The following is a 24,210-nucleotide window of genomic DNA, read 5'->3' as shown; positions in this document are numbered from 1 at the left end:
TCTCCGATGTACAGCATGATGTGACCGGGGACCCGCACCAGGGTCAGAAACGGGACTCCTTCATCGAGCAGGCGCCTCTCGCGCCGACTGGGGCTCAGGTCGGATAGGGGAACCACAGTCCCCTCCCGGGCCTGTTTGGAGGAGTTGCGCGGCAGCCAAAGCCCGAAGGGGGCAAAGAGGTCACGAACAGTGGCCGAACAGTCCCGGTCGGCAAAGCTCTCACCCCAACCGTAGGCTTGTCCCACCATATTGCCGGCCAGGCTCGCGAGGCGCAAAGGTGTCAGCGGCAGGGGGAATGTCTCCCCGCTGTCGGGCGGAAGAAGGGCCTTTGCCAGGAGGGCCCGGCGGTTCTCGTCCGCAACTGCGAGAAAGACTTCATGGCTACCGTCCCCGGTCAGGGGGAGGAGGGTCCCGATCCCGGTGCTGAAGCGGTAGAGTCCGTCGGTGTCGAAAACCGGAACCCGGTCCCGGGTGGGGGCCAGGTAGGTGCCCGTGTCAAAAGCACGGGCGAATTCCCCATCGACCCAGGCGAGGTCCGTCACCGGCATCCAGCCGTAGGCGAGGGACGTCTCGGCGAAGACCCAGGCCCCGTCTTGAGAACGGTGGATGACGTGCAGTGGGGTGTTGGCCTGAACGGCGGCATGCTGCAGGTAGTCGAAGGGGAAACCCTCCCCGGCCTCGTCAGGGTCGAGGAAAAGGGGCCTGCGCGTGGGCAGCGCCCGGAGGTCCGAGAGCCGCACTGTAATGGCTCGAAGGTTGAGGCTCGGGTAGGTTTCGGGCGCGGCCCGGTCGACCAGGGCTTGGAGCCGGTCCTGTCCCACCGGACGCAGGTTCTCCCCGAAGACCGCCTTTTTCCCGACCCAGTCGACGGCCCAGAAGGGACTGCGGGTGCTCTCCAGCGGTCCGTTGGTGTGCCAGGGGGCGAAGTGCCGCTCCAGAAAGGCGAGGGCCTGCTTCTGCTGTTCTTCGTGGGAAAGGAGGGGCCGGTGTGCGGTGGCCGGATCGAGATAGGCCAGGGGGTTCTGAGGCATTCGCTTCAGGTCCGCGATGTCTTTATGCGACAGATCGGGTACGCAGCCCGTGGCAAGCAGGAGCATCGTGGCAAGGATAAGGGCCGGAATTTTTCTCATCAGCGCCATGTTTCCTCAGAGCCCGGCGGGGTCACCTGGATTCCCGTCCCCTGGGTAATGGCGAAGAGGATGCCGGGGCCGGCGGCGAAGGTCAGCAGGACCGTAGCCCCGATAAAGGCAAAGAGATGCGGGGAATCCAAGACTCAGTTCTCTCATTTTGGCGGAACAAGACGGGCGAATACCTTCAGGGTGGAGAAAACCGAGGGAAAAATCAAGGAAATTTAAGGAAAGAGGACGGGAGAAGATAAAAGGGCGGGGCGGGCATTTCGCCCGCCCCGCCCCCGAGGCCTTGATCTGTTCCCGGTTACTGGTGAAGGATGTAGCAGCAGACCACCTCGACCCGGCGGTTCTCAGCCCGGCCCTGCTCATTCGTGTTGTCGGCCACCGGCCGGCTCTCTCCGTAGCCGCGGGCTGCCAGGCTGGTGGGATCGATCCCGAACTTGTCGACCAGGTAGTTGCGGACCGCCTCAGCGCGGCGCAGGGAGAGGTCCTGGTTGTAGTCGGCCGCCCCCCTGCTGTCGGTGTGTCCGGCGACGAGGGCCTTGAGCCCGGAATGCTCGCGGATGAAGGCGGCGGCTTTCTCCAGTTCGCCGTGGAACGCCGGCTTGATGACCGCCCGGTCGAAGTCGAATTTGATCTGCAGGGTCAGGGAAACCGGACAGCCCTTCTCATCGACCGCGATGCCCCTGGCGGTGCCGGGGCACTGGTCGAGGGAGTCAGGGACGCCGTCGCCGTCGCTGTCGATTTCCTTCGGGCAGCCGTCCATGTCGACGGCCACGCCCCTCGGGGTGCCGGGGCACTTGTCTTTGTAGTCGGGAACGCCGTCGCCGTCGCTGTCGCGTGCGCAGCCGTTGGTGTCGACCTCAACTCCCTTGGGGGTGTTGGGGCACTTGTCCATGTGGTTGGGGACGCCGTCGCCGTCGCTGTCCGGAGGGCAGCCGCTGGCGTCCACTGCCACGCCTTCGGGGGTTCCGGGGCACTTGTCCAAGCTGTCCGGCACGCCGTCGCCGTCGCTGTCCACGGGACAGCCTGCGGCATCAACCATTACGCCTTTGGGGGTTCCGGGGCACCTGTCCAGCGCGTTGATGACACCGTCGCCGTCGCTGTCAAGGGGCTTGGGCGGGGCGGGCTTATGGCCTCCGACCAGGTAGTTCAAGCCCCCGGTGTAGATCAGGTTGTGGTTGGACTCGTTCACAAAGGTGATGATGTGGCGCACGTCGCCGCGCAGGGCAAGGTTCTTGGTGACGAAGTAGTTCAGGCCGCCGCCGTAGTTGAAGAGGGCGTTGCTCTCTCCGCCCTTTGTGTCCGAGTCAAGGAAGGTCCAGCCGGGGCCCGCCGAGAGAAAGGGTACAAGGTCTTTGTCCGCCCGGAAGTTGTAGAGGGCGTTGAGTCGGGCGACGTAGACTTCGAAATCGTCCAGAGTGCCGAACTCGGACTCGGTGTTGACGTAGTTGTAGGCCAGTTCAGCGGCCCAGTTTTTGGTGAAGTTGTAGCCCAGGCCGACCCCGTAGGTGAGATCGTCCTCGAGTCCCTGGTCGCCGTCGAAGACGTAGCCCCCGATGGTAGGGGCCAGGGTCAGGGAGCCCGCCCGGTTCTCTGCCAGGGCGGTTCCAGCCAGCAGGCCGAAAATCACAAGGACCAGTATTGCCTGTGTCATACGTTTCATGCGTTATCCTCCTGTTGAAAGGTATCCCTGGCCAGCCAGGGGAGTTGGGCAAAAACTAATTAGAGGTTACCAGAATTTTTTTACAGGTCCAGCGGCCGTAAATTTTTTTTCCGCATGCCGGCATTTGTTTCATGGGGAAGCTGGGGCCTGGAAATGATTTCTCACGGCCGGGTCTCAGGATGTCAGGGTGCCGGCGCATATTCTCGAAAAGTGCTCTTTCTTCGATCAAAAAAGTGCCGGATTCGCCTTGGCCATGGGAAAATACGCTATCATGATGAAATCTTAAGATCGTTTCGGGTTCCGGTCCAACGGTCTTGAATTTTTTTGTCGGGGGGCTTCTTTGCGGCTTTTTTTCTCTTTTCTGTTTCTGACCCTGATCCTGATCCTTCCGGCGCCGCCCGCTCGGGCGGCGGAACCGGTCGAGGTGGTGATCCGGGGCGTCGAGGAGGAGATGCTGGACAACGTGCGGGTCGCTCTCGGCTTGCCGCCGGGGCTGGTTCGCGAGGGGACGGTCAACCGGCGCTGGCTGAAGCGGTTCGCCAGGCAGGTCCCGAAGAAGGTCGGGCCGGCCCTGGAGCCTTTTGGATATTTCGCGGCCGATGCGGAGGTCGCCCTCGAGGAGTTGGAGAAGAACCGGTTCCGCCTGACCGTGGAGGTCGATCCCGGGGAACCGGTGCGCGTTCGACTGGTCCGCTTCGAACTGGTGGGCCCTGGGGAGGAGGCCTCTTCCCTGCGGGACATGGTCAAGGATTTCCCCCTTCGAGAGGGGGCGGTGCTGCGGCAGGACCGCTACGAGAAGGCCAAGGGGTCTCTCAAGGCCCGCGCTCTTGACCTGGGCTACCTGGCCGCCGGTTTCCCCACGCATGAAATCCTGGTGCACAGGGGGGAGGGGTGGGCCGACATCGACCTGGTCCTTGAAACGGGTCCCCGCTACTTGTTCGGTCACGCCTTGTTGCTGGGGGCGGAGGACTACCCGAAGGGCTTTCTGCGCCGGTTCCTGGCGTTCAGCCCCGGAGAGGTCTTCTCCCACGCCAGGCTCGGCCAGACCCAGCTGAACTTTCTCGATACGGACCGTTTCAGGGAGGTGCTTATTACCCCCCGCATAGAAGCGGCCGAGGATCAACGCGTTTCGGTCGAGATTCACCTGGCCCCCTCCCCACGCCGTCGCCTGCGCCCGGGAATCGGTTACGGCACCGACACGGGGGCGCGCCTTTCCCTGGAGTACAGGGATCTCAACGTGTTTCACCGCGCCCACCTGCTCGAGGGCGACCTCCTTATGGCCGAGTTGAGGCAGTCCCTGACATCCAGTTACACGATTCCCTGGGGCCGGAACATCCAGACGGCTACCGTCCTTCGCCTCGGCTACAACCGCGAAGACATCGATACTTACGAGACCCAGTCCATTTTCGCCGAAGGGGAGGTCGTCCGGGATTACGGCAAGGGCCGTCGTGGATCGGTCTTTCTGCGCCTGCTGCAGGAGGACTCTACCATTGCCGATGACGACTTCCGGTCCCGTATGGTGATCCCGGGGATTCGCTACTCCCGGCGACGATACCCGGACACGGTGCGCCCGAAGGAAGGTTACCACTTCCGCATCGAAGTGCGGGGTGGCCACCAGAGCCTCGGTTCGGATACCGGCCTGGTCCAGACGCTGGTCTCGGGAAACGCTTTGCTGCCACTGCCCGGACGCCTCTCCCTGTTCGCCCGGATGGACGGCGGACTGACCCTGCAGAACGAGGCTCTGGAAGAGTTTCCCGTGTCTCTGCGTTTCTTCGCCGGGGGGGACCAGAGCGTGCGCGGTTACGCCTACCAGTCCCTGGCGCCGTCGGACTCCGATGGAGAAGTGGTGGGGGGCAAACATGTGCTTGTGGGGAGCCTCGAACTGGAGCGTGCTTTAGGAGAAAACTGGGGGGGCGCCCTTTTTTACGACATTGGTAATGCCTTCGATTCCCTCTCCGAGTACGAACTGGCCCAAGGGGCCGGAATCGGGATCCGGCGCTATACCCCTGTGGGGCCGGTTCGCATCGACCTGGCTCGCCAGGTCGGGCAGAAGGACCCGTCTTACCGGCTGCATTTGAGCGTGGGGTTCGGATGGTGAGGCGCCTGCTCAAATACGGCGGTCTGCTCCTGCTTCTGGGAGTCATCCTGCTGGCGGGGGCGGCGACCTGGGTGCTGGGGACATCGTCGGGAGCCCGCTGGTTGCTGGGTGCGATTTCGGGCCTTGCCCCGGTCGGGGTGGAGGCTCGGCAGGTGGAAGGGAGAATCGCCGGAGATCTTCGCCTGGAGGGATTTGGGGTGAGTTGGCCCGGTGGCGAGGCCTCGGCGTCCGTCCTGCATCTTGCCTGGTTACCCGCCCGGTTGCTGAGGGGTGAACTGGCGGTGACCGAGATCGCCCTTGCCGGAACCGAAGTGCGGCTGGCCCCGGCGCAGCAGGAGAAGGCCGGGGGGGCGCCTGCTGAGCTGAGCTGGCCCCGGTTGCCGGACATGGCCCGGCGTCTGTCGGCATCGATCGAGGCCCTGAAGTTGGAGGGTATGATTCTGCACCCGGCCGAGGGGGAAGCTGTTCGGCTGGAGAGTCTTGAAGCCCGGATGGCTTGGCGCGACGGCGCCTTGAAAGTGGAGGGTCTGCGCCTCGAGACGTCCGGTTTGGAGGCCGAGGGGCGCCTGGAGCTCAATCTGGACGTTCCGGGGGTGGCGGCCCATATCCGTGTCGCACTGGGCGAGGCGGTCGCAGGGCTTGATGTTTTTGCCCTCGATGCCCGTCTCGCAAAGTCCCGGAAGCCGGTTGTCCTGTCGGGCCCCTTGGAGATAACGGTCCACTCCGGCCCTGAGCGGCGCCTGGGGCTGAGGGCTGAGTTGGATCTGGCCGGAACATTCCTGCAATTGCGCGACCTGGTCCTGGAGCGGGCCGGCGGGCCGGACCGGGTCTCCGGCAACGCCGCTCTGGAGTGGCCCGGCGCCGAGCCCCGCTTCTCCGGGAAGCTCGACATCGATCGGCTCGACCTGGCCCCGGAGACTGGCACTGCCACCGACCTTTCCGGCACCCTGCAATTGGGCGGAACTCTCGAGGACTGGACGGGGCGTTTTTCATTGGCCAATGTCGCCGACAACTGGCAGGAGTTGAGCCTGGCGGGGAGCGCCGCGGGGAGCGGGACGGGAATGGTCCTCTCCGGCCTGGAGGGGCGTTGGCTCGGCGGCGAGCTGGCTGGCGAGTTGGAGATCGACTGGAGGGAGGGACTTTTGCTGGGCGGCTCTCTCCAGGGCCGTGCCCTCGACCCGGCAAGGCTTGACTCGCGGTGGCCGGGAAGGGTCAATCTGGATGTCGACGGGACTTTAAAGCGCCTGCCATCGTCGCCGCTTGAGGCCACGGTCCTGGGGCGTTTCCGCGACAGCGTCCTGAACGGTCGGGTCCTCTCCGGGCGCCTGGATGCCCGTCTCCTGGGGGAGGACCTATTCCTGAATGCTCTTGACTTGCACGGCGATGGTTTCGATTTGACCGGCTCCGGCAGCCTGGAAGAGCGCATCGATTTCGAGGCCGATGTCGCTCGCTTCTCTAGCCTCCTTCCGGAGGTCCGAGGACGGCTCCGGGCGCGGGGCTGGCTGCGCTGGCACGAGGGGGAACTGACCGGGGCGGCGACCGGAGATGCTCGGGAGTTCGAGGGCGCCGGGCTCCGGGCGGCGGCCATGAAGCTCGAGGCAGGCAGGGAAAGGGCGGGCGGACCCTTCGCCGTTCAGGTTGCGATCAAGGGACTGGAGAGGGAGGGCTTACGCCTCGATGCCGCAGTTCTGAAGCTCTCCGGAACCTCGACCGCCCATGACCTTGACCTCGATCTTGCCTGGCCGGAAGGGTGGGCGAGGGGGGCGGCGGCGGGCGGCCTCGAGGGGGATTCCTGGGCCGGGACCCTCCATGCTCTGGAGGGACAGGACGGGACTCACGGAGTCTGGACTCTGGCCGGTCCGGTGGAACTGGCCCTGTCACCGGCTGCGATCCGTTTCTCGGCGCTGGAGTTGACCAGCGCGCTTGGCGAGGGCTTTCGCCTGGAGGGGGATCTCGATCTCGATCCTCTGAAGGGATATTTGGGGGGGCATTGGAGCGACCTCTCCCTGGAGCATGCCAACCCCTGGCTTGAGGGAGCGAAGCTCAATGGCCGCGGGGAGGGGGCGGCGACGCTGCGCTGGCTGCCCGGGGGAGAAACGGAGATCGTCGCTCAGGCGCAGTTGACGGGGAAGGTAGCCAGCGCAGGACAAGTGGTGGCTGTGCCCCTGGCTATGGCGAAACTGACCTGGGACGGAGGCGGTCTCGCAGGGGAAATGGAACTCTCCCTGGAAGAGGGCGGAGGCCTTGTGGGGCGAGTGGTTTCGGACCAGAAGCCGGCCTCGGGCGTTCCCGGGCAGGGGGAGTTGGAGGTGGGGTGGGAGGGAATCGACCTGGCCCTGCTTCGGCCCTGGTTGCCGCCGTCTCTGCATCTCGAAGGGCAGTTGAGCGGCGGGGCCGAGGGAGAGTGGCTTCCGGGACTGGCCCTCGATCTGGAGGGGCGCGGCGAGGTCGGCGGCGGTCTTCTTCAATGGAGCGAGGATGACGAAGGGCTGGTCAGCGCCCCCTTGGATGCCGCAGACCTGCACTGGAGCTGGCGAGGTGATGCGCTGACGGGCGAGGTGTCTCTGGCCCTGGCCGATTACGGGGAGGCCCAGGGACGTTTTCGGCTCCCGGTTGTCGCGCGGCTGCCGGTCTCCATCGACGCGCAGGGCGCGGTCCGAGGCGACCTGCGCGCCCGGATTCGTGAACGGGGCCTGCTTGCGGCTCTTCTCCCGGGGTTGGTTCAGGAGAGTCGAGGCGCTCTCGATCTCGAAATCGGGCTGGGCGGCACTTGGCAGACCCCCGAACTGGGCGGCAGGCTGGGCTTGGCCGATGCGGGCGCCTACCTGCCTGCCGCTGGAATTGAGCTGCAAGGGATCGGACTGGAGATGGAGCTTGCGGGGGAAGATATCCGTCTGGAGCGTTTCGAGGTCCGCTCCGGAAAAGGGTTCATTGAGGGCAGCGGCTCGGTCCGCCTGGAGGGCTGGCGCCCGGCCGGATTCCAGGCCCGTCTCGTCGGAAAGGACTTCCGGATCATCAACCTACCGGAGCTTTCGGCCGCGGCCAGCCCCGACCTGACCGTGGAGGCCAGCCCGGAGGCGGTGAAGGTGCGGGGGGCGATCCTCGTGCCTCAACTCCTTCTCTCCGGCAGCCAAGCCCAGCCGACGGTGCGTTCCAGCCCGGATCTGGTCGTTGTGGACGCCGACGTTTCCACCGGAAAGGAGTCGGCGGCAGCCCTCGATCTTCAGGTCGAGGTTGCGCTCGGGGATCATGTTCTTGTCAGGACCGCCGGCGTCGACGCCCGTCTTGGGGGAGGCATTCTCTTGAAGGCCCAGGGGGCCGGGGAGATTACGGGGCAGGGAAAGCTCACGGTGGAGCAGGGCATTTATGCTGCCTACGGCGTGCGCCTCGACATCGAGCGGGGCAACGTCCTCTTCGCCGGCGGACCTGTGGATCGTCCCACTCTCGACGTACTCGCTCTGCGCACTTCGGGGGAGGTCAAGGCCGGGGTGAAAGTCACCGGCACGCCGCGGGCCCCGGTGGTCAAGCTGTACTCCGACCCGGCGATGCCCGACACGGACATCCTCTCCTATGTCGTGTTCGGGCGCCCCTTCAGCAGCGGGAAGGGCCAAACCGACCCGATGATGATGGCGGCCGGACTCCTTCTCAACCAAGGGGAGTCTGCCTCGCTTCAGGATCAGGTCAAGCGAAGGGTGGGGCTGGATGTGATCGAGGTCGAGGCCGGCAACGGTGATGCCGAATCATCGGTGGTCACCATCGGCAAGTATCTGAACCCCGATCTGTATCTCAGCATCGGGCACTCCCTCTTCACCAACGCCAACGAGGTTCGTTTGCGCTACAGCCTCTCCCCCTTTTGGGACCTCGAGTCGAGCTTCGGTTTGGAGAGCGGCGTGGACCTCTTCTACAAGATCGAGTTCGACTGAGGGGGGCGTTGCGATAAGCCCGGATACAAAAAAGAGGCGGGTTGTCCCCGCCTCGCATCATTTGTTTTTTGGCCAGAGGGAACCTCGTGTTTCCCTCTTCCGGAAAAGCGCCGACGGAAGGTTGAACGCACTCAGGCGCTCTTCGCCTCCCGCCTCTCCATTCCCCGGTATTGACTGTTTCTCGTTCTCCGGACAGGGTCCCTGCTAGGGGTGACCCATCCGCTGGAGCGCTGAAACTGTTTGACCTGGTTGGAACTGATAAGGCGTTCTAGCGCCGAGGTCTTCACCAGATCATGCTTTCCGTTGTGATACATGATCCTGATCATCATGGCCGCCTCCGCATCGGTTCTCTGCTCAAGCTGCATAACCTTCTAGTACTAAGAAACCACAAAAGCGAATTTCTGCAACCTCGGAGAGAGCGTATTTTCTCCTGAGGGCATTTAACCGAAGGCGTAAATAGCTATTTTTGTTTTTAGTCTGGTGGAAATCTGCTATAAGATTCTCTGCAGATTGAATCAATCCAAACGAAGGGAGATTGATGTGAGAAATTTGTTCCTGGCATGCCTGACCCTGTCCTTCGCACTGGCCGCCCCCGCCCTGGCCAAAGTGGAAACGGAGGTGGTATCCTCCCTGGAGATCGAGGCTACGCCCCTCGCCGTCGCATCCGCCGCCGACGGGAAGCGCCTCTTCGTCCTTGCCGATTCGGCCGAGATCCTGGTTTTCGACAGTGGCGGCAATCTCACCGACCGGATAGCCGTCGACAAAGGTACCGATGGCCTCCAGATCATGGGACGCGGGGACCAACTGCTCCTTAAAAACTCCGGGAAGAAGATGGTCTCGGTTCTCGATGTCGCTTTCATCCAGGAGATCAATATCGCCGGGGCCCCCATCAAGGGTCCCGCGAATGCCCCGGTGACGATCGTCGTATTCGACGACTTCCAGTGCCCCTATTGTTCCCGGCTGGCCCCGATGCTCAAGGAGGTCTTGGCGGCCTACCCCAAGGAGGTCAAGCTTGCCTACAAGCACTATCCCCTGCGCAACCACCGCTATGCCCGTCCCGCGGCCGCGGCCTCCCTGGCGGCCAATGAGCAGGGGATGTTCTGGGAGTATCACGACCTGCTTTTTGCCAACTACAACCAGCTAAACGAGCTGAAGTTCCTTGAATTTGCTCGGCAGTTGGGCCTGAACATCAAGCGTTTCGAGGAAGACATGAAGAGCCCCGCGTATCAGAACGTCATCAACACGGACACTCGGGACGGCATCGCCGCCGGGGTGCGAGGGACGCCTGCGGTGTTTATCAACGGCCGTCCCCTCAAGGACCGCAGCATCGGGGGCTTTAAGAAAATTATCGACAACGAGCTGGAAAAGGCCGGGAAGTAGGACCTAAAATCTTGACTTTCCCGGTGGGTGATGCTAAATACCGCGACGTTTGCATCACAGCCCGCAACAGCGATTGGAGGAATACCATGGAAAGAACTTTTGCCATTATCAAGCCCGATGCCTTCGCCGCCGGCTACGCCGGTAAGATTCTGTCCCGTATTTACGCGGAAGGCTTCAAGGTCGTCGGCCTGAAGAAACTCTACATGAGCAAGGTCGAAGCCGAGGGCTTCTACTACGTTCATAACGAGCGTCCCTTCTTCGGCGAGCTCACCGACTTCATGAGCAGCGCCCCCTGCCTCGTCATGGTGCTCGAGGCCGAGGGCGCGATCAAGAAATGGCGCGACCTGATGGGGGCCACAAACCCCGCTGAGGCCGCCGAGGGGACCCTGCGCAAGGAGTTCGGGAGTTCCATCGGCGAGAACGCCACCCACGGCTCCGATGCCCCGGAGACCGCCGCCTTCGAGATCCCTTACTTCTTTTCCGGCCTCGAGCTTCTGTAGAGCCACCGGTTCGGGACTCCGGCAACTTTGGCCTTGTGCATCAAAAGCCCTTCGGGTACAATCCGAAGGGCTTTTTTTTATAGTGAATTCAGATGGAAAGAGGACCTCACGGCTTGGAGAACATGCCCCAAAATCAGCGGGTGGACCTCAAGAACCTGACCCTTGAGGAGCTGACCGGCTTCCTCTCGGGGCTGGGCAAGGAGAAGTTTCGGGCCCGCCAGCTGATGCGCTGGATCTACCGGAGGGGAGTGACCTCCTTCGCCGAGATGACCGACCTCTCCAAGGCCTTGCGGGAAGAGTTGGCCGAACGGGCGACCGCCTCCGACTGGACCCCGGAGCGCGTCGAAAAAAGCCGCGACGGCACACGCAAGTACCTCTTCCGGCTTGCTGACGGGCAGACCGTGGAAACGGTGCGCATCCCGATGGAGGGGGAACGGGCCACTCTGTGCGTCTCCACCCAGGTCGGCTGCGCAATGGCCTGCACCTTCTGCCTCACGGGGACATTCGGACTGGTGCGCAATCTGGACCCTGCCGAGATCGGCAACCAGGTCTGCGCCGCGGTCAAAGACGGTCCGGTCAACAACATCGTCCTCATGGGGATGGGCGAGCCCCTTCACAACCTCGAGAATGTCGTCAAGGCCCTTGAGATCCTTTACTGCACCGAGGGTTTCGACTACGGACCGCGCAGGGTCACCCTTTCTACGTCGGGACTGGTCCCGGAGATGCTGGAACTCGGGCGGCGCGTCCGGGTCAACCTGGCCGTCTCCCTCAACGCCACCACCGACGCAGTGCGGGACCAGCTGATGCCGGTCAACCGTCGCTATCCGCTGCGGGAACTGATGAATGCCTGCCGGAAGTATCCCCTGCCGCCGAGCCAGCGCATCACCTTTGAGTACATCCTGATCCGCGGGGTCAACGATTCTCTCGAAGATGCCAGGCGCCTGGTAAAGTTGCTCCACGGCGTGAAGGCCAAGGTCAACCTGATCCCCTTCAACGAGCATGACGGCTCGGCTTTCCGGGCTCCCGGCGCCGAAGCCGTCGAAGCCTTCCAGAGAACCCTGCTCGACCGGGGGATGGTCGCCATCCGGCGGGCCAGCAAGGGACAGGACATCTCCGCAGCCTGCGGTCAGCTCAAGGGCAAGCTGGAAGGAGCCCAGGGCCTGCTGCCTGCCCCGGAACAAAAAACGTAAAGGGGACGAGGACTCGATCGAGGGTTGGCGGTGTTTTTGCAGTTCAAACTCTATGGCCGGACCCGGGTCACCCCTGTTGATTTTGATATTTTTGACTCCCAGAGGAGGAACCACCCATGTCCAAACCGGCCATCGGCGTTATCGGAGGCAGCGGCCTGTACGAAATCGAGGGATTTTCCGAGGTCGAGGAGGTGCGCCTGGAGACACCTTTCGGCGAACCCTCCGACGCCTTCATCACCGGCACCCTCGAAGGGGCCCGGCTGGTCTTTCTGCCCCGGCACGGCCGCGGCCATCGCCTCCTGCCTTCGGAGGTTCCCTACCGGGCCAACATCCACGGCATGAAGCAACTCGGAGTGGAACGGATCATCTCGGTCTCCGCGGTCGGCAGCATGAAGGAGGAGATCGTCCCCGGCCACATCGTCATCCCCGACCAGTTCTTCGACCGAACCCAGGGCAGGCGGGCCTCCACGTTCTTCGGAGAAGGGGCGGTGGGGCACGTGCAGTTCGCCGACCCGGTCTGCGCCGACCTGGCCCAGGTGCTGGTCGATTCGTCCCGGGAGGTGGGAGCCACGGTGCACCAGGGGGGGACCTACATCTGCATCGAGGGGCCCAACTTCTCGACCCGCGCCGAGTCGAACATCTACCGGAGCTGGGGCGTTGACGTGATCGGCATGACCAACATCCCCGAGGCGCGCCTGGCCCGTGAGGCGGAGATCTGTTATGCCACCGTGGCCCTTGCTACCGACTACGACTGCTGGCACCAGGAGCACGACGACGTTTCTGTGGAGGCGGTCCTGGCCATTATCCAGAAGAATGTCGCCACCGCCCGGGGCATCATCAAGGCGGCGGTGAGGCGCATCGGCGCGGAGCGGCCCTGCGGCTGCGGGGAGGCCCTTCAGTACGCCCTCATGACCCACAAGGACCTCATCCCCGCCGCCACCTGGCAGAAGCTGGACCTGCTCATGGGCAAGTACCTGAAGTGATCCCTTCGGGGAAAGCCGTCCAACCAAACTATCGAGGAGGAACAGTGTGAGCATACTTGTCGTCGGGTCCGTGGCCTTCGACTCCGTTGAGACACCCTTCGGCCGGGTCGAGGAAGTACTGGGGGGATCGGGTACCTATTTTGCCACATCGGCCAGCTTTTTCACCGATGTGCAGCTGGTGGCCGTGGTGGGGGAGGACTTTCCGGAGGAGCATCTCGATTTCCTGCGCTCCAGGCGGGTCGACCTGGGCGGGCTGAAGACCGTGCCCGGGCGAACCTTCCGCTGGCGGGGGCGCTACGATTACGATCTGAACGAGGCGCACACCCTGGAGACCCAGCTCAATGTCTTCGAAACCTTTCGTCCCGAACTGCCCCAGGGCTACGAGGACGCCCGCTTTGTCTTTCTGGCCAATATCGATCCCGAGCTGCAGCTGGAGGTCCTGAAGCAGGTGAAGAGGCCGGAACTGGTCGCCTGTGATACGATGAACTTCTGGATAGAGGGCAAACGAGAGGCTCTGTTGAAGACCCTGCGCCATGTCTACATCCTGCTCATCAACGAAGGGGAGGCGAGGCAGCTGGCCGAGGAGCCCAACCTGGTCAAGGCGGCCCGCACCATCCTCGCCATGTGACCCAAAACCCTCGTGGTCAAGAGAGGGGAGTACGGGGTGCTCATGTTTCACGAACACTCGGTCTTCTCCGCTCCGGCCTATCCCCTGGAGGAGGTCTTCGACCCGACGGGTGCGGGGGACACATTCGGCGGCGGATTCACGGGCTACCTCGCCGCCACCGGCAATCTCTCCGAGGCAAGCCTCCGGAAAGCCATCGTGTTCGGCAGCGTGATGGCCTCCTTCAATGTCGAGAATTTCAGCCTCAACCGGATGAAGACTCTCGAATATCCGGAGATCGAGGCCCGCTTCAGAAAGTTCGAACTCCTGACCGAGTTCGAGGGGTTGTCCTAGGTTCAGGGAGAACGGTTATGTTTGTCTGGCAGAAGGAGATGAGGCATCTCGACATCCCCGCCGCAAGGGTTCTGCATCTGCGACGTTCCCTGGGGGATGTCCAGGTGGCCCTGCCCGGGCTGCCCTCCCAGCAGACGACAGCATACCTGGCTGCTTTCTCAGAGAACAAGGGGGTGCGGATTGCCATCGCCCTCTACCTGCATCGCAGCGCGAAGGTCGCCATTTACCTCAACGAAGGGGGAGCCCTCGAAAAAGCTGAGGCCGGGGCAGCCTTGAAAGCGGGCGTGCGCTTCGCCGAGTCCATGGGGTTTATGATGGACGATCTCCACCTGCAGCGGCTGAGCGCCTCTGAGCGGGAAGCTCTGTGGGATGAATTGCCCCTGAGGCGGGAAAAAGGGCAGACGGGCGCTACCTCGCCTCCCGCCCGATCCGGTGAGGACATCGGGGCCCGGCGCAGAAGGTTTTTAAAACATGTGGGACGCTTCATGGCGTCCCAGTGAGGAGGGTCGTGTGGGCAGGACATTCGTAGGCGGGGTGCTGCTCCTTCTGGTCTGCCTGACCGCCGGCTGCGGCGGGGCCAAGAAGGCTCAAAAGAAGGTCAACGATGCCGAGGTCCATTACATCCTCGGGGTCTCCTACCTTCAGGAGGGGAATCCCACTCTGGCTCTGAAGGAGTTCCTTCAGGGCGAGCGGATCGAGCCTGGCGATGCCAAACTGCAGGCCGCCCTCGGACAGGCCTATCACCGGAAGAAGGCCTACGCCGAGGCCGAGACACACTTTCAGCGGGCCCTTCAACTCGCCGGTGACGACCCCCAGATGCAGAACAACCTGGGGGCGCTCTACCTCGATATGGAGCGCTGGGACGATGCCATCGTCGAGTTCCGCCGGGCAGCCGGGAACCTGCTCTTTCTCAGCCCTGAGGTCGCTTATACCGGTGCGGGGTTCGCCCACTTCAACAAGGGGGAATTCCAGGAGGCGGCGACCGCCTATCGGGAGGCCCTCGACCACCGCCCTACCTACCCCCAGGCCCACTTCCGGCTCGTAGAGGCGTATTTCGCCCTCGACCGGGCCGAGGAGGCGGTGGGCGAATTTCTTCAGGCCCTCTACCTCGCCCCCAACTACACCCTGGCCCATTACAAGCTGGGCATAACCTATCTGAAGCTGAACCGGCCGAAGCAGGCCAGGGCTTCTTTCCGCGAGGTGATCCGCCTGGCTCCCGCATCCGAGGCGGGCCGGTCGGCTGCGGACTACCTTAAGATTATCCAGTGATCCCATGACTGCGACTGAAACAGAAAGCATTGGCGCCAGCCTGCGGAGCCGACGCCTGAAACTCGGCCTTTCCCTGGCGGAGGTCGCGGCCCGGACCAGGGTCCGGCAGGGCTTTCTTCAGGCCCTCGAGGAGGAGCGATTCGAGGCATTCTCCGCCGAGGCATACCTGAAGGGGTTTTTGCGCAGTTATGCCGAAGCCCTGGGGATGGACTCTGCCCCTCTGCTGGGTCGTCTCGAGGAGCAGGGGGCCGGCAGCCTGTGGGCAACGCCCAGCCCCGTCCCCCAGCCCCTGTCCCCGGCCCCCCTGCGTTCCCGCAGAGACCGCGGACGAATGGTCCTCCCCCTCCTCGCCGCTGTGCTGCTGGTCCTGGGCGGGGCCGCATGGATGTTTCTTTCCGGAGGGGCGACCGGGCAGGCGACGCCCCAGGTTCCCTCCGCCGCCCGGCTGCCCTCGATGTCCCCCCCTGCCGACGGTTCCGCGGGACCGGCGGAGATTCCGGACGCATCCGGCGGCACCTCTTTGGCGAAGGCCATGCCGGGACCGGTTCGGGTGGGTGAGCCCTCCGCCACGGTCGGCCCCGAAGGGGGCGTGACGGCAGAAGGGGAAGCCGCGCCCCAGGCCCTGCCGTCGATCCCGCCGGAGGGTCAGACCCTGCGCCTGGAGGCGTCCCCCCAAGAGGAAAAGCTATGACTGTTCAGTGCCCGGCATGCGGCGGCCGCTACCGGATCGACCCGACAAAAACCACCAAGGGGGAAGTACGGCTTCGTTGTCCCAAGTGCTCCAATGCCTTCCAGGTCATTCTTCGCAGCCCCGCCCCGGCCCCCCTGCCGGTTCCCGAGGCTGTCGCGCCGCCGGCGGAAAGGCCTCCCGAGAAGAAGGTGCTTGTGGTGGATGACTCCAACTATTTTCGGGAATTGATCATCGATGTGCTTAAACCCCTTCCCCTCTCCCTGCGCACCGCCGCAGACGGGGTCGAGGCGTTGGAGATCATTCGCAAGGGGCGTCCGGACCTGGTCATTCTCGACCTGAATCTGCCTGAGATGAACGGCTACGAGTTGATCCTCCAGGTGCGGGCCGACCCCGCCCTGAATGGAGTCAAGGTGCTGGCCATGAGCGGCGTCTACCGCACCAAGGCCGACACCGTCGATGCCGAAAGGGCCGGCGCCGACGACTTCATTAACAAGTCCTTCAAGCCCGAGCAGCTGCAGGAACGCGTGAAAGGGCTCCTGGGGGGGTGATGGCCGAAGGAGATCTCCTTGGGGCGGCGGCAGAGCTTCGCCGCCTGACCGGAACCGAAACCTTCGAGCTGGCCGTGGTGCTAGGCTCGGGGCTCGGGGACCTTGCGGAGCAGGTGGACGGAGCATTGGCCATCGACTACCCGGCTCTGAAGTGCTTTCCGCCGACAGGGGTGAGCGGTCACGCCGGCCGCCTCGTCGCCGGCACTCTCGAGGGGTTCCGGGTCCTCGTTTTTCAGGGGCGCTACCACCTTTACGAGGGGTATGACGCTCTCCAGGTCACCCTCCCGGTGCGGCTGGCGGGGGCGCTCGGTTGCTCCCGGTTGCTGCTGTCCAATGCCGCCGGCGGCATCAACCCGGATTACCGGCCCGGGGACTTCATGTTCATCGCCGACCATATCAACCTGATGGGGGACAATCCCCTGAGGGGGGCTTTCGGCAATCCCTTTCTCGACCTGACCCACCTTTACAAGAAGGATCTCTACCCGCAACTACTGGCCTTTGCCGGGAAACAGGGCATTCGGCTCCACTCTGGGGTACTCGCCGCCCTGACCGGTCCTTCCTACGAAACACCCGCCGAAATCCGGGCGTTGTCAGTTCTTGGCGCCGACGCCGTCTCCATGTCCACGGTCCCTGAAGCCATTATGGGCAGGCACCTGGGGATGGATGTCGCCGGCCTGTCCCTGATTTCCAATGTGGCTGCGGGGCTTTCCGCCGAGTCCCCGGACCACGGCGAGGTCCTGGCCGCCGGTCGGCAGGGGGCGCTGGCCTTCGGCGACCTTCTGCGCCACCTGCTGCTTCTCTGGCGGGGGGAGTCCGGCTCCGAATCCTGAATCTGCCCTCGCCGACATTTTTCTTCTACAATCCAGCTAATTGGCTGTTATTTATGGGGTTTGGCAGGAGCCCGGGTTGACAGGCCGGAGCGGGATGTTAGACTTCTCCTAAAGAAATGAAGGGGTTTGCATCTTGGGCGAAACAATCAAAAAAATCCTGATCGTCGACGATGAGGAGAATGCCCGCATCGGTTTGAGCAAACTGCTCTCTCAGGAAGGGTACCTCGTCGACAGTGTGGCCAACGGCTTCGAGGCGATGGACTTCATGCGCCAAAACAAGGTCAACCTGGTTATCAGCGACCTGAATATGCCGGAGATGAACGGTCTGACATTTCTTCGGGAATTGAGCCGTCACCACCCGAGTACCCACGTCATCATGATCACCGCCTACGGCGAGGTCGAGTCCTACCTGGAGGCGATGAACCTTGGAGCCTTCGAGTACATCCACAAGCCGGTCAAGCTGGATGAACTCAAGTCTGTCATGAACAAACTCGGCAGCGAGCCCCACTGACCCGGGCCGCCGCAGGAGCCAACCATTTCATCGCGGGGGATGAAACCATGAAAGACTTCCGGACAATCCTGTACGCCACCGACTTCTCGGAGAGTTCCGATTACGCCTTCGAGTCCGCCCTCTCCCTGGCCAAGAAGTTCGGGGCCCGGCTGCTGATCCTGCACGTTATCAACGAGCCCGTCGACCTGAGGGGCTTCTACGTTACCCACATCTCCTTTGAAAAGCTAGAGGAGGAGATCGAGGAGGGGGCTCGCAAATTGATGGAGAAGTTCTGCCGGACCCACATCAAGGATTACGATAATTACGAGACCTTTATCGTCCCCGGTATCCCCTACGACGAAATTATCAAAAATGCGGCGGAGAACTCCGCCGACCTCATCGTCCTCGGTACCCATGGACGAACCGGACTGGACCATGTGCTGTTCGGCAGCACCGCGGAGAAGGTGGTTCGCAAATCTCCCGTTGCCGTCATGACCATACGCATCAACGAATGAGCCCCGGCGAGGGCGACCAAGGCAGGAGTGAAAAGGCAGCGGTGACGCTGCCTTTTCTTATTGGAGCCGCCGCGGGAAGTTGGGATTTCTCCTTGTCAAAGAGGCGGGGGGAAGGGTATTCTACCCTTCGATCGCAATAGAATTCATCCGGAGGTGGGGGCCTTTGACCAGCCGCGAGCTCATATTGGTGGTGGACGACGAGAAGATCATTCTCGAACTCACCTCCATGATATTGAAGGGGAAGGGTTACCAGGTCGCGACCGCGGAATGCGGCGAGGACGGGGTGCGGATCGCCGCGGAAAAAGAGCCGGCCCTGATCCTGCTCGACTTCATGATGCCGGGAATGGATGGCATGACCGCCCTGCGCCAGATCCGGGAGGCGTGCCCCGATACCTCCGTCATCATGTTCACCGGCAAGGGAAGCGAGGAAATCGCCGTTGAACTGATGAAGGCGGGTGCCTCGGACTACATCCTCAAGCCCTTTAACAATCAGGACCTTGTAGAGCGCATCGAGAATGTCCTGCGCATCCGCACCATCGAACTGCACAACCGGGAGTTGCAGCGGGAGCGGGAACGGTTGCGGCGGGAGATCGAGGAGTGGAACCGGGAGCTGGAGCGCCGGGTGGAGGAGAAGAGTCGGGAGTTGGAACGGGCCCATGTCGAGATCGTGCAGGGGTAAAAGCTTGCCGCCCTTGGGCACCTCACCGCGGGCATGGCCCACGAGATCCGCAATCCCTTGAATGCCATCAGCCTGTTCGGGCAAATCCTCCAGTCGGGGATGGACGATCCCGAGAAGGCATCCTACGCCGACAAGATCCTGAGGGAGGTGGACCGCATCGATGGGATTCTGGTCCAGCTCCTGGCGACCTGCAAGCGCCCCCGCTTCGAGCTGCAGCTGGTCTCGGTGCCGGAGATCATCGACCGGGCATTGGAGGGGTTCGTCGATCAGGCCGCGGCCCAGGGGGTGGAGGTGGTCCGGGAGTTCGGGGGGGAGCCTCCCCAGATCCTGGCCGACGCCTCGGAGATCGAGCAGATCTTTACCAACTTGTTTATCAACTCTCTTTACGAGATGGCCGAAGGGGGGAGGCTCGGCATCCGCCTCTGCCACGACGAGAAGACCCTTTCGGTGTCGGTCTCAGACACCGGGAGTGGGATTTCCGAGGAGAACCTGGGGCAGGTCTTCGACCCCTTCTTCACCACCAAGGCCAAGGGGACCGGCTTCGGCCTGTCGGTTGTGCTGCGCATCGTGAAGACCTACAGGGGGCGGATTTCCGTTGAAAGCTCCGAGGGGAAGGGGACGACCTTCCACATCCAGCTGCCCCTCAGCTAGTCGTTCCTGTCCTGTCCCGCCCCCCCCGGTTTGGAGATGCGCCTGTCATGGCCCTGAGATTGCGGGAAGTTTCACTTGGCCTCGAGGAGGAGGAATCACTGCTGCCCGCCAGGGTCGGCGGCGAACTGGGGGTCGAACCGGGTTCCCTGGGGCAGTTTCGGGTTGTCCGGCGCGGCATCGACGCCCGCCGCAAGCCGCGCCTGCGGCAGGTCTACACCGTGGAGTTCACCGCTCCTGACGAGGAGGCCCTGCTGCGCCGCCACAAGGGCAACAAGCGTCTGGAACGAGCGGTTTCGCCCGAGCTTCCCCGCGCCTTTCCTCTCGGCCGGGACCACCGGGTTCTGGTGGTGGGCATGGGGCCGGCAGGGCTGTTCGCCGCCCTGCGCCTCGCCGAGTACGGCCTCTCTGTGACGCTCCTGGAGCGGGGCCGGCCCGTCGAGGCGCGGGTTCGGGACGTGCGGCGCTTCTGGGCCGATGGGATTCTCGACCCCGCCAGCAATGTTCAGTTCGGCGAGGGCGGGGCGGGGACCTTCTCGGACGGCAAACTGACCACCCGCCTGAACCACCCGTGGATCCGCCTGGTGCTGCAGACCCTGGTCGGCTTCGGCGCCCCGGAGGAGATCCTGGTCCAGGCAAAACCCCACGTCGGCACGGATCGTCTGCGCCTGGTTCTGATCAATTTTCGCAAGGCCCTGCTTCGCAAGGGAGTGGACCTGCGCTTTGAGAACCGCCTTTCGGGCCTGGCCACCGATTCCGGGCGAGTGCGGGGGGGGCTGTGCGACGGGGGGGATGCGATCCCCTGCGACAGCCTGGTGCTGGCCCCCGGTCACAGCGCCAGGGACACCTACCGGATGCTCCAGCGAAGCGGCGTCCGGCTGGAGCCCAAGCCCTTCGCCGTCGGGGTGCGGGTGGAACACCCCGCCGCTCTGATCAACCGCGCCCAGTACGGAATCCCCAGCCACCCCCGGCTTCCGGCGGCGGAATACGGACTGACCTTCAACGACCGGGAGACCGGGCGGGGGGTCTACTCCTTCTGCATGTGCCCCGGGGGGGAGGGCATCACCGCCGCCTCGGAGGCGGACGGACTGGTGGTCAACGGGATGAGCTTTCGGCGTCGCGACGGGGACTATTCCAACAGCGCCCTGGTCGTGAGCGTGGGACCGGAGGACTTCCCCGGAGCCGACCCCCTGGACGGGGTTCATTTCCAGCGCCGTTTGGAGCAGGCCGCCTTTCGGGCGGGGGGAGGCGACTTTCGGGCTCCCGCCCAGAACATGCTCTCTTTTTTAGGGCAGGGGGAAGGCCCCGTGGTCTCAACCTGCCGGCCCGGGGTGCGCGAGGCGTCCCTCGAGGAAGTCCTGCCTTCCTTTGTGACCGACGGGCTGCGTCGGGCGCTGCCGGTTTTCGGCCGGCGCCTGCGGGGGTTCGTCACCGGGGAGGCCACCCTTGTCGGGGTGGAGACCCGGACTTCGGCTCCCCTTCGCATCCTCCGGGGGGAGGACGGCCAGTCGGTGTCTCACCCCGGCCTGTTTCCGGCGGGCGAAGGGGCAGGTTACGCCGGGGGAATCATGAGTGCCGCCCTCGATGGCCTGCGGGCGGCGGAATACGTTGCGGAACAAGTCAGACGACAGGAGTCATAGGTGAAAGAGATTTACGTGGAGCAGATCCGGGAAAGGGACTGGGTGGAGAGCCCTTTTTTGGTGCGGGATAAGATTATGGCCATGGCCAAGAACGGCAAGCCCTACATGACCCTCAAGCTCATGGATCGGACCGGCGAGGTCGAAGGGCGGGTCTGGGACCGGGTGGACGAGTTCGCAGACCTCTTCGAGAAGAACGATTTCATCCGGGTCAAGGGCAAGGCCAGCGTCTACCTGGGCAAAATGCAGCTGGTGATCCAGGGGGTGAAGCGACTCGACGAGGAGGAGGCCGACCTGGCCGATTACCTGCCGGTGGCCGGGCGCAGCAGCGAGGAGCTGCTGGCCGACCTGAGGGCCCGTGTGGACAGTCTTCAGGACCCTCACCTTCGGTCTCTCATGGAGGCCTTCCTGGCCGATGCCGTCTTTCTCAAGGGGTACGTCCAGGCCCCGGCGGCCAAGGCGATGCACCATGTCTACCTGGGGGGGCTGCTGGAACATTCCCTGGCGGTGGCGGACCTGGCCGATGACGTGAGCCGACGCTACCCCGGGATCAACCGGGATCTCCTGGTGACCGGGGCCCTGCTCCACGATATCGGCAAGGTGGCGGAGCTGGCCTACCGACGGGCCTTCGACTACACCGACGAGGGCAAACTGCTGGGTCACATCGTGATGGGCGTGGAGATGGTCGAGGAAAAGGTCAGAACCCTTCCCGGCTTTCCCCGGAGGATGGTCACCCTCCTCAAGCACCTTCTGCTGTCCCACCATGGACAGTACGAGTACGGGTCGCCCAAGCGGCCCAAGACCCTGGAGGCGGTGGTCCTCAATTTCCTCGACGATCTCGACTCCAAGATCAACGGCGTGCGCACCCACATGGAAAAGGAGACACTGAACAACGGTTCCTGGACCAGCTATCACCGTCTCTACGACCGCTACTTCTTCAGGGATTCCCCCGAGGGGCAGCCCCCCGAGTCGGCGGCAGAGCCGGTGGTCGATCCCGTGCCGCAACAGCCCGTCATTTCAGCGGCGTCTCCCCAAAGGACCCCGGCCAGGGAGAAGGGCCGGCCGCGGGAGGGGCGCGGGGATCTGAGCTTCACCCTCGCGGACCAGCTCAAGGGCTCGAGTCTCGACCTGTTCGCAGCGAAAGACGACAAGGGGGAGGGCGACAGTGCTGATTGAGACTCTTGCGGTCGGCCCCCTGCAGGTCAACTGTTTCATCGCCGCGTGCCCGGCCACCCGGGAGGCCATGGTCATCGACCCGGGGGACGAAGGGGAAAGAATCATCGAGACGCTTCGCGCCAACAACATCCAGCCGAAGCTGATCGTCAACACCCACGGCCACTTCGACCACATCGGGGGGAACGCCCTGCTGATGGAGAAGACCGGTGCGCAGCTGCTGATCCATGAGGATGATCTTCCCGTACTGCGCCAGGCCGCGACGCATGCGGCCATTTACGGTTTGAAGACGGTCCCGTCTCCCGAACCGACCCGGACCCTTCGGGGCGGGGAGGTCCTGGAGGTCGGGCAGCTGCGCTTCGAGGTCATCCACACCCCCGGCCACTCACCCGGCGGCATCTCTCTCTACGGGGGGGGGCACCTTTTCTCCGGGGATGCCCTGTTTGCCGGCTCCGTCGGTCGGACGGACCTGCCCGGCGGGGATCACGACATGCTGGTCGAGGGAATCCGCAGCCGCCTGCTGGTCCTTCCCGAGGCGACCGTGGTCCACCCGGGGCACGGCCCCGACACCACGGTCGGCCGGGAGAAGAGCGATAACCCCTTCGTCGGGATCGGAGCGGACTGACACCGGACCTTTTCCCTTCATCACGTCTTCCGGGAGGCCTTGCGCCCTTCCGGTATTATGCAAAGGGATGGCGCCATGCTATCAGGAAAAACAATCGTACTCGGTGTCAGCGGGGGGATCGCCGCCTACAAGGCGGTGGAGTTGCTGCGCCTCTTCGTCAAGGCGGGGGCCGACGTCCACGTCGTGATGACGCGAAACGCCCAGGAATTCGTCACTCCCCTGACCTTCCAGACCCTTTCGACCCATCCAGTCCATACCGAGCTCTTCAACCTCTACCAGGAGCGGGAGATCGGTCACATCTCCCTGGCCGACCGGGCCGACCTTTTCGTGGTGGCCCCGGCAACGGCAAACCTCGTCGGCAAGGTCGCCTCGGGGATCGCCGACGATCTCCTCACCACCACGATCATGGCGACCAAGGCGCCGGTGCTCTTCGCGCCGGCCATGAACGTCAACATGTGGGAGAACCCTCTGTACCGGCAGAATCAGGACAAGCTCCAGGATCTCGGATACCATTTTCTCGAGCCGGAGACCGGGCCGCTCGCCTGCGGCTGGGAGGGGAAGGGGAAATTGCCCGACCCGGCGGCCATCCTCGAGGAGACGGTGGCGCTTTTCGCCCCCAAGGATCTGTCCGGGGAGACGATACTGGTCACCGCAGGGCCGACCCGGGAGGAACTCGATCCTGTCCGATACCTGAGCAACTACTCCTCGGGAAAGATGGGCTACGCCATCGCCCGCGCCGCTCGTTCCCGGGGCGCCAGGGTGATCCTGGTCAGCGGTCCCACCGCCTTGGCGCCGCCCTGCGGGGTTGAGGTCCATGGGGTGACCAGCGCGCTTCAGATGCGTAAGGCGGTCGTGGCTCTCGCCGCCGAATCAACAGTGATATTCAAGGCGGCGGCGGTGGCCGACTACCGGCCCGCCACTGTCGCCGCGGAGAAGATCAAGAAGGAGGGCGCCGGCTCGCTGAGCCTGACCCTGGAGAAGAATCCGGACATTCTCGCCGAACTCGGTCGCATGAAGGGGGAGCGGATTCTGGTGGGCTTTGCCGCCGAAACGGCGGACCTGGTGAAAAACGCCCGCAAGAAGCTTCAGGAGAAGAATCTCGATCTCATCGTGGCCAACGACGTGACCCAACCGGGAGCGGGTTTCGACGTGGACACCAATATCGTTCGTCTGCTGTCCCGCGAAGGCTCCGAGGAGGTCCTGCCCCAGTTGCCCAAGGACGAGGTCGCCCACCGGCTCCTCGATCGGATCGTCCGCCTGCGCCGGGGATGATGGAG

At 63.8% G+C, this 24,210-nt stretch carries 23 protein-coding genes and 2 pseudogenes; 21 read left to right on the top strand and 4 right to left on the bottom strand.

The annotated features are described in order from the left end of the window. From C0617_RS09985 to C0617_RS09975, 3 genes are all read right to left on the bottom strand, one after another. On the bottom strand, positions 1-1,130 hold a 1,130-nt coding region (locus C0617_RS09985), incomplete at its 3' end, for an NlpC/P60 family N-terminal domain-containing protein (protein WP_291316879.1). Next, a complete protein-coding gene (locus C0617_RS09980; RefSeq protein WP_291316878.1) occupies positions 1,130-1,270 on the bottom strand; it encodes a hypothetical protein in 141 nt (46 codons plus the stop codon). The genes C0617_RS09985 and C0617_RS09980, both read right to left, overlap by 1 nt. Before the next feature lie 164 nt (positions 1,271-1,434). After that, positions 1,435-2,796, bottom strand: coding sequence for an OmpA family protein (locus tag C0617_RS09975; RefSeq protein ID WP_291316877.1), 1,362 nt, complete (start codon positions 2,794-2,796; stop codon positions 1,435-1,437). A 340-nt stretch (positions 2,797-3,136) separates the two neighbouring features. On the opposite strand from C0617_RS09975, the gene C0617_RS09970 reads away from it, so the two are divergent. Together C0617_RS09970 and C0617_RS09965 are read left to right on the top strand one after the other, a co-directional pair. Continuing rightward, positions 3,137-4,894 (top strand): autotransporter assembly complex family protein, encoded by a 1,758-nt coding sequence (locus C0617_RS09970; protein ID WP_291316876.1) that lies wholly within the window; start codon positions 3,137-3,139, stop codon positions 4,892-4,894. Further along, the gene (locus C0617_RS09965; protein ID WP_291316875.1) at positions 4,888-8,817 is read left to right on the top strand and encodes a translocation/assembly module TamB domain-containing protein; all 3,930 of its coding nucleotides are present in this window, start codon (positions 4,888-4,890) and stop codon (positions 8,815-8,817) included. Before C0617_RS09970 ends, C0617_RS09965 begins: the two co-directional genes overlap by 7 nt. Positions 8,818-8,948: 131 nt before the next feature. Here C0617_RS09965 and C0617_RS09960 read toward each other — a convergent pair whose 3' ends face one another. Continuing rightward, on the bottom strand, positions 8,949-9,146 hold the full coding sequence (locus tag C0617_RS09960; RefSeq protein ID WP_291316874.1) for a GSU3473 family protein: 198 nt from the start codon (positions 9,144-9,146) through the stop codon (positions 8,949-8,951). A gap of 211 nt (positions 9,147-9,357) precedes the next feature. On the opposite strand from C0617_RS09960, the gene C0617_RS09955 reads away from it, so the two are divergent. The 19 genes and pseudogenes from C0617_RS09955 to coaBC all read left to right on the top strand — a co-directional run bounded on the left by C0617_RS09955 (position 9,358) and on the right by coaBC (position 24,205). Next, a complete protein-coding gene (locus tag C0617_RS09955; RefSeq protein WP_291316873.1) occupies positions 9,358-10,197 on the top strand; it encodes a thioredoxin domain-containing protein in 840 nt (279 codons plus the stop codon). A gap of 86 nt (positions 10,198-10,283) precedes the next feature. Continuing rightward, positions 10,284-10,697, top strand: coding sequence for a nucleoside-diphosphate kinase (ndk, locus tag C0617_RS09950; RefSeq protein WP_291316872.1), 414 nt, complete (start codon positions 10,284-10,286; stop codon positions 10,695-10,697). 122 nt (positions 10,698-10,819) lie between these two features. Next, a complete protein-coding gene (rlmN, locus tag C0617_RS09945; protein ID WP_291316871.1) occupies positions 10,820-11,887 on the top strand; it encodes a 23S rRNA (adenine(2503)-C(2))-methyltransferase RlmN in 1,068 nt (355 codons plus the stop codon). Positions 11,888-12,003: 116 nt separating this feature from the next. Then, complete coding sequence (mtnP, locus tag C0617_RS09940) at positions 12,004-12,870, top strand: S-methyl-5'-thioadenosine phosphorylase (protein ID WP_291316870.1); 867 nt, start codon at positions 12,004-12,006, stop codon at positions 12,868-12,870. Positions 12,871-12,916: 46 nt separating this feature from the next. Then, positions 12,917-13,828 (top strand): annotated as a pseudogene (locus tag C0617_RS17125) (PfkB family carbohydrate kinase). Between the two features lie 17 nt (positions 13,829-13,845). Beyond that, a complete protein-coding gene (locus C0617_RS09925; protein WP_291316867.1) occupies positions 13,846-14,328 on the top strand; it encodes a hypothetical protein in 483 nt (160 codons plus the stop codon). 10 nt (positions 14,329-14,338) lie between these two features. After that, entirely contained in the window at positions 14,339-15,097 is a 759-nt protein-coding gene (locus tag C0617_RS09920) for a tetratricopeptide repeat protein (RefSeq protein ID WP_291316866.1), read from the top strand. Positions 15,098-15,101: 4 nt separating this feature from the next. After that, complete coding sequence (locus C0617_RS09915; RefSeq protein WP_291316865.1) at positions 15,102-15,788, top strand: helix-turn-helix domain-containing protein; 687 nt, start codon at positions 15,102-15,104, stop codon at positions 15,786-15,788. After that, positions 15,785-16,336: a response regulator gene (locus C0617_RS09910; RefSeq protein WP_291316864.1), complete on the top strand. Its 552-nt coding sequence runs from the start codon at positions 15,785-15,787 to the stop codon at positions 16,334-16,336. The genes C0617_RS09915 and C0617_RS09910 overlap by 4 nt, the downstream gene beginning before the upstream one ends. Further along, complete coding sequence (locus tag C0617_RS09905) at positions 16,336-17,166, top strand: purine-nucleoside phosphorylase (RefSeq protein ID WP_291316863.1); 831 nt, start codon at positions 16,336-16,338, stop codon at positions 17,164-17,166. The genes C0617_RS09910 and C0617_RS09905 overlap by 1 nt, the downstream gene beginning before the upstream one ends. Positions 17,167-17,299: 133 nt before the next feature. Further along, positions 17,300-17,677: a response regulator gene (locus C0617_RS09900; RefSeq protein WP_291316862.1), complete on the top strand. Its 378-nt coding sequence runs from the start codon at positions 17,300-17,302 to the stop codon at positions 17,675-17,677. 47 nt (positions 17,678-17,724) lie between these two features. After that, a complete protein-coding gene (locus tag C0617_RS09895; RefSeq protein ID WP_291316861.1) occupies positions 17,725-18,171 on the top strand; it encodes a universal stress protein in 447 nt (148 codons plus the stop codon). 163 nt (positions 18,172-18,334) lie between these two features. Continuing rightward, positions 18,335-18,850 (top strand): response regulator, encoded by a 516-nt coding sequence (locus tag C0617_RS09890; protein ID WP_291316860.1) that lies wholly within the window; start codon positions 18,335-18,337, stop codon positions 18,848-18,850. Between the two features lie 24 nt (positions 18,851-18,874). Continuing rightward, positions 18,875-19,021 (top strand): annotated as a pseudogene (locus C0617_RS09885) (histidine kinase dimerization/phospho-acceptor domain-containing protein); the annotation flags it as partial. After that, positions 18,998-19,501, top strand: coding sequence for an ATP-binding protein (locus C0617_RS09880; RefSeq protein ID WP_291316880.1), 504 nt, complete (start codon positions 18,998-19,000; stop codon positions 19,499-19,501). The pseudogene C0617_RS09885 and the gene C0617_RS09880, both read left to right, overlap by 24 nt. A gap of 47 nt (positions 19,502-19,548) precedes the next feature. Then, entirely contained in the window at positions 19,549-21,138 is a 1,590-nt protein-coding gene (locus C0617_RS09875; RefSeq protein ID WP_291316859.1) for an FAD-dependent protein, read from the top strand. Then, complete coding sequence (locus C0617_RS09870; RefSeq protein WP_291316858.1) at positions 21,139-22,311, top strand: HD domain-containing protein; 1,173 nt, start codon at positions 21,139-21,141, stop codon at positions 22,309-22,311. Then, positions 22,301-22,933 (top strand): MBL fold metallo-hydrolase, encoded by a 633-nt coding sequence (locus tag C0617_RS09865; protein WP_291316857.1) that lies wholly within the window; start codon positions 22,301-22,303, stop codon positions 22,931-22,933. The genes C0617_RS09870 and C0617_RS09865 overlap by 11 nt, the downstream gene beginning before the upstream one ends. A 75-nt stretch (positions 22,934-23,008) precedes the next feature. Further along, the gene (gene coaBC, locus C0617_RS09860; protein ID WP_291316856.1) at positions 23,009-24,205 is read left to right on the top strand and encodes a bifunctional phosphopantothenoylcysteine decarboxylase/phosphopantothenate--cysteine ligase CoaBC; all 1,197 of its coding nucleotides are present in this window, start codon (positions 23,009-23,011) and stop codon (positions 24,203-24,205) included. Positions 24,206-24,210 lie beyond the last annotated feature (5 nt).

This window comes from Desulfuromonas sp. (genome assembly GCF_002868845.1).
Lineage (GTDB): Bacteria > Desulfobacterota > Desulfuromonadia > Desulfuromonadales > BM501 > BM501.
This window is presented reverse-complemented; position numbering and strand designations above follow the sequence as displayed.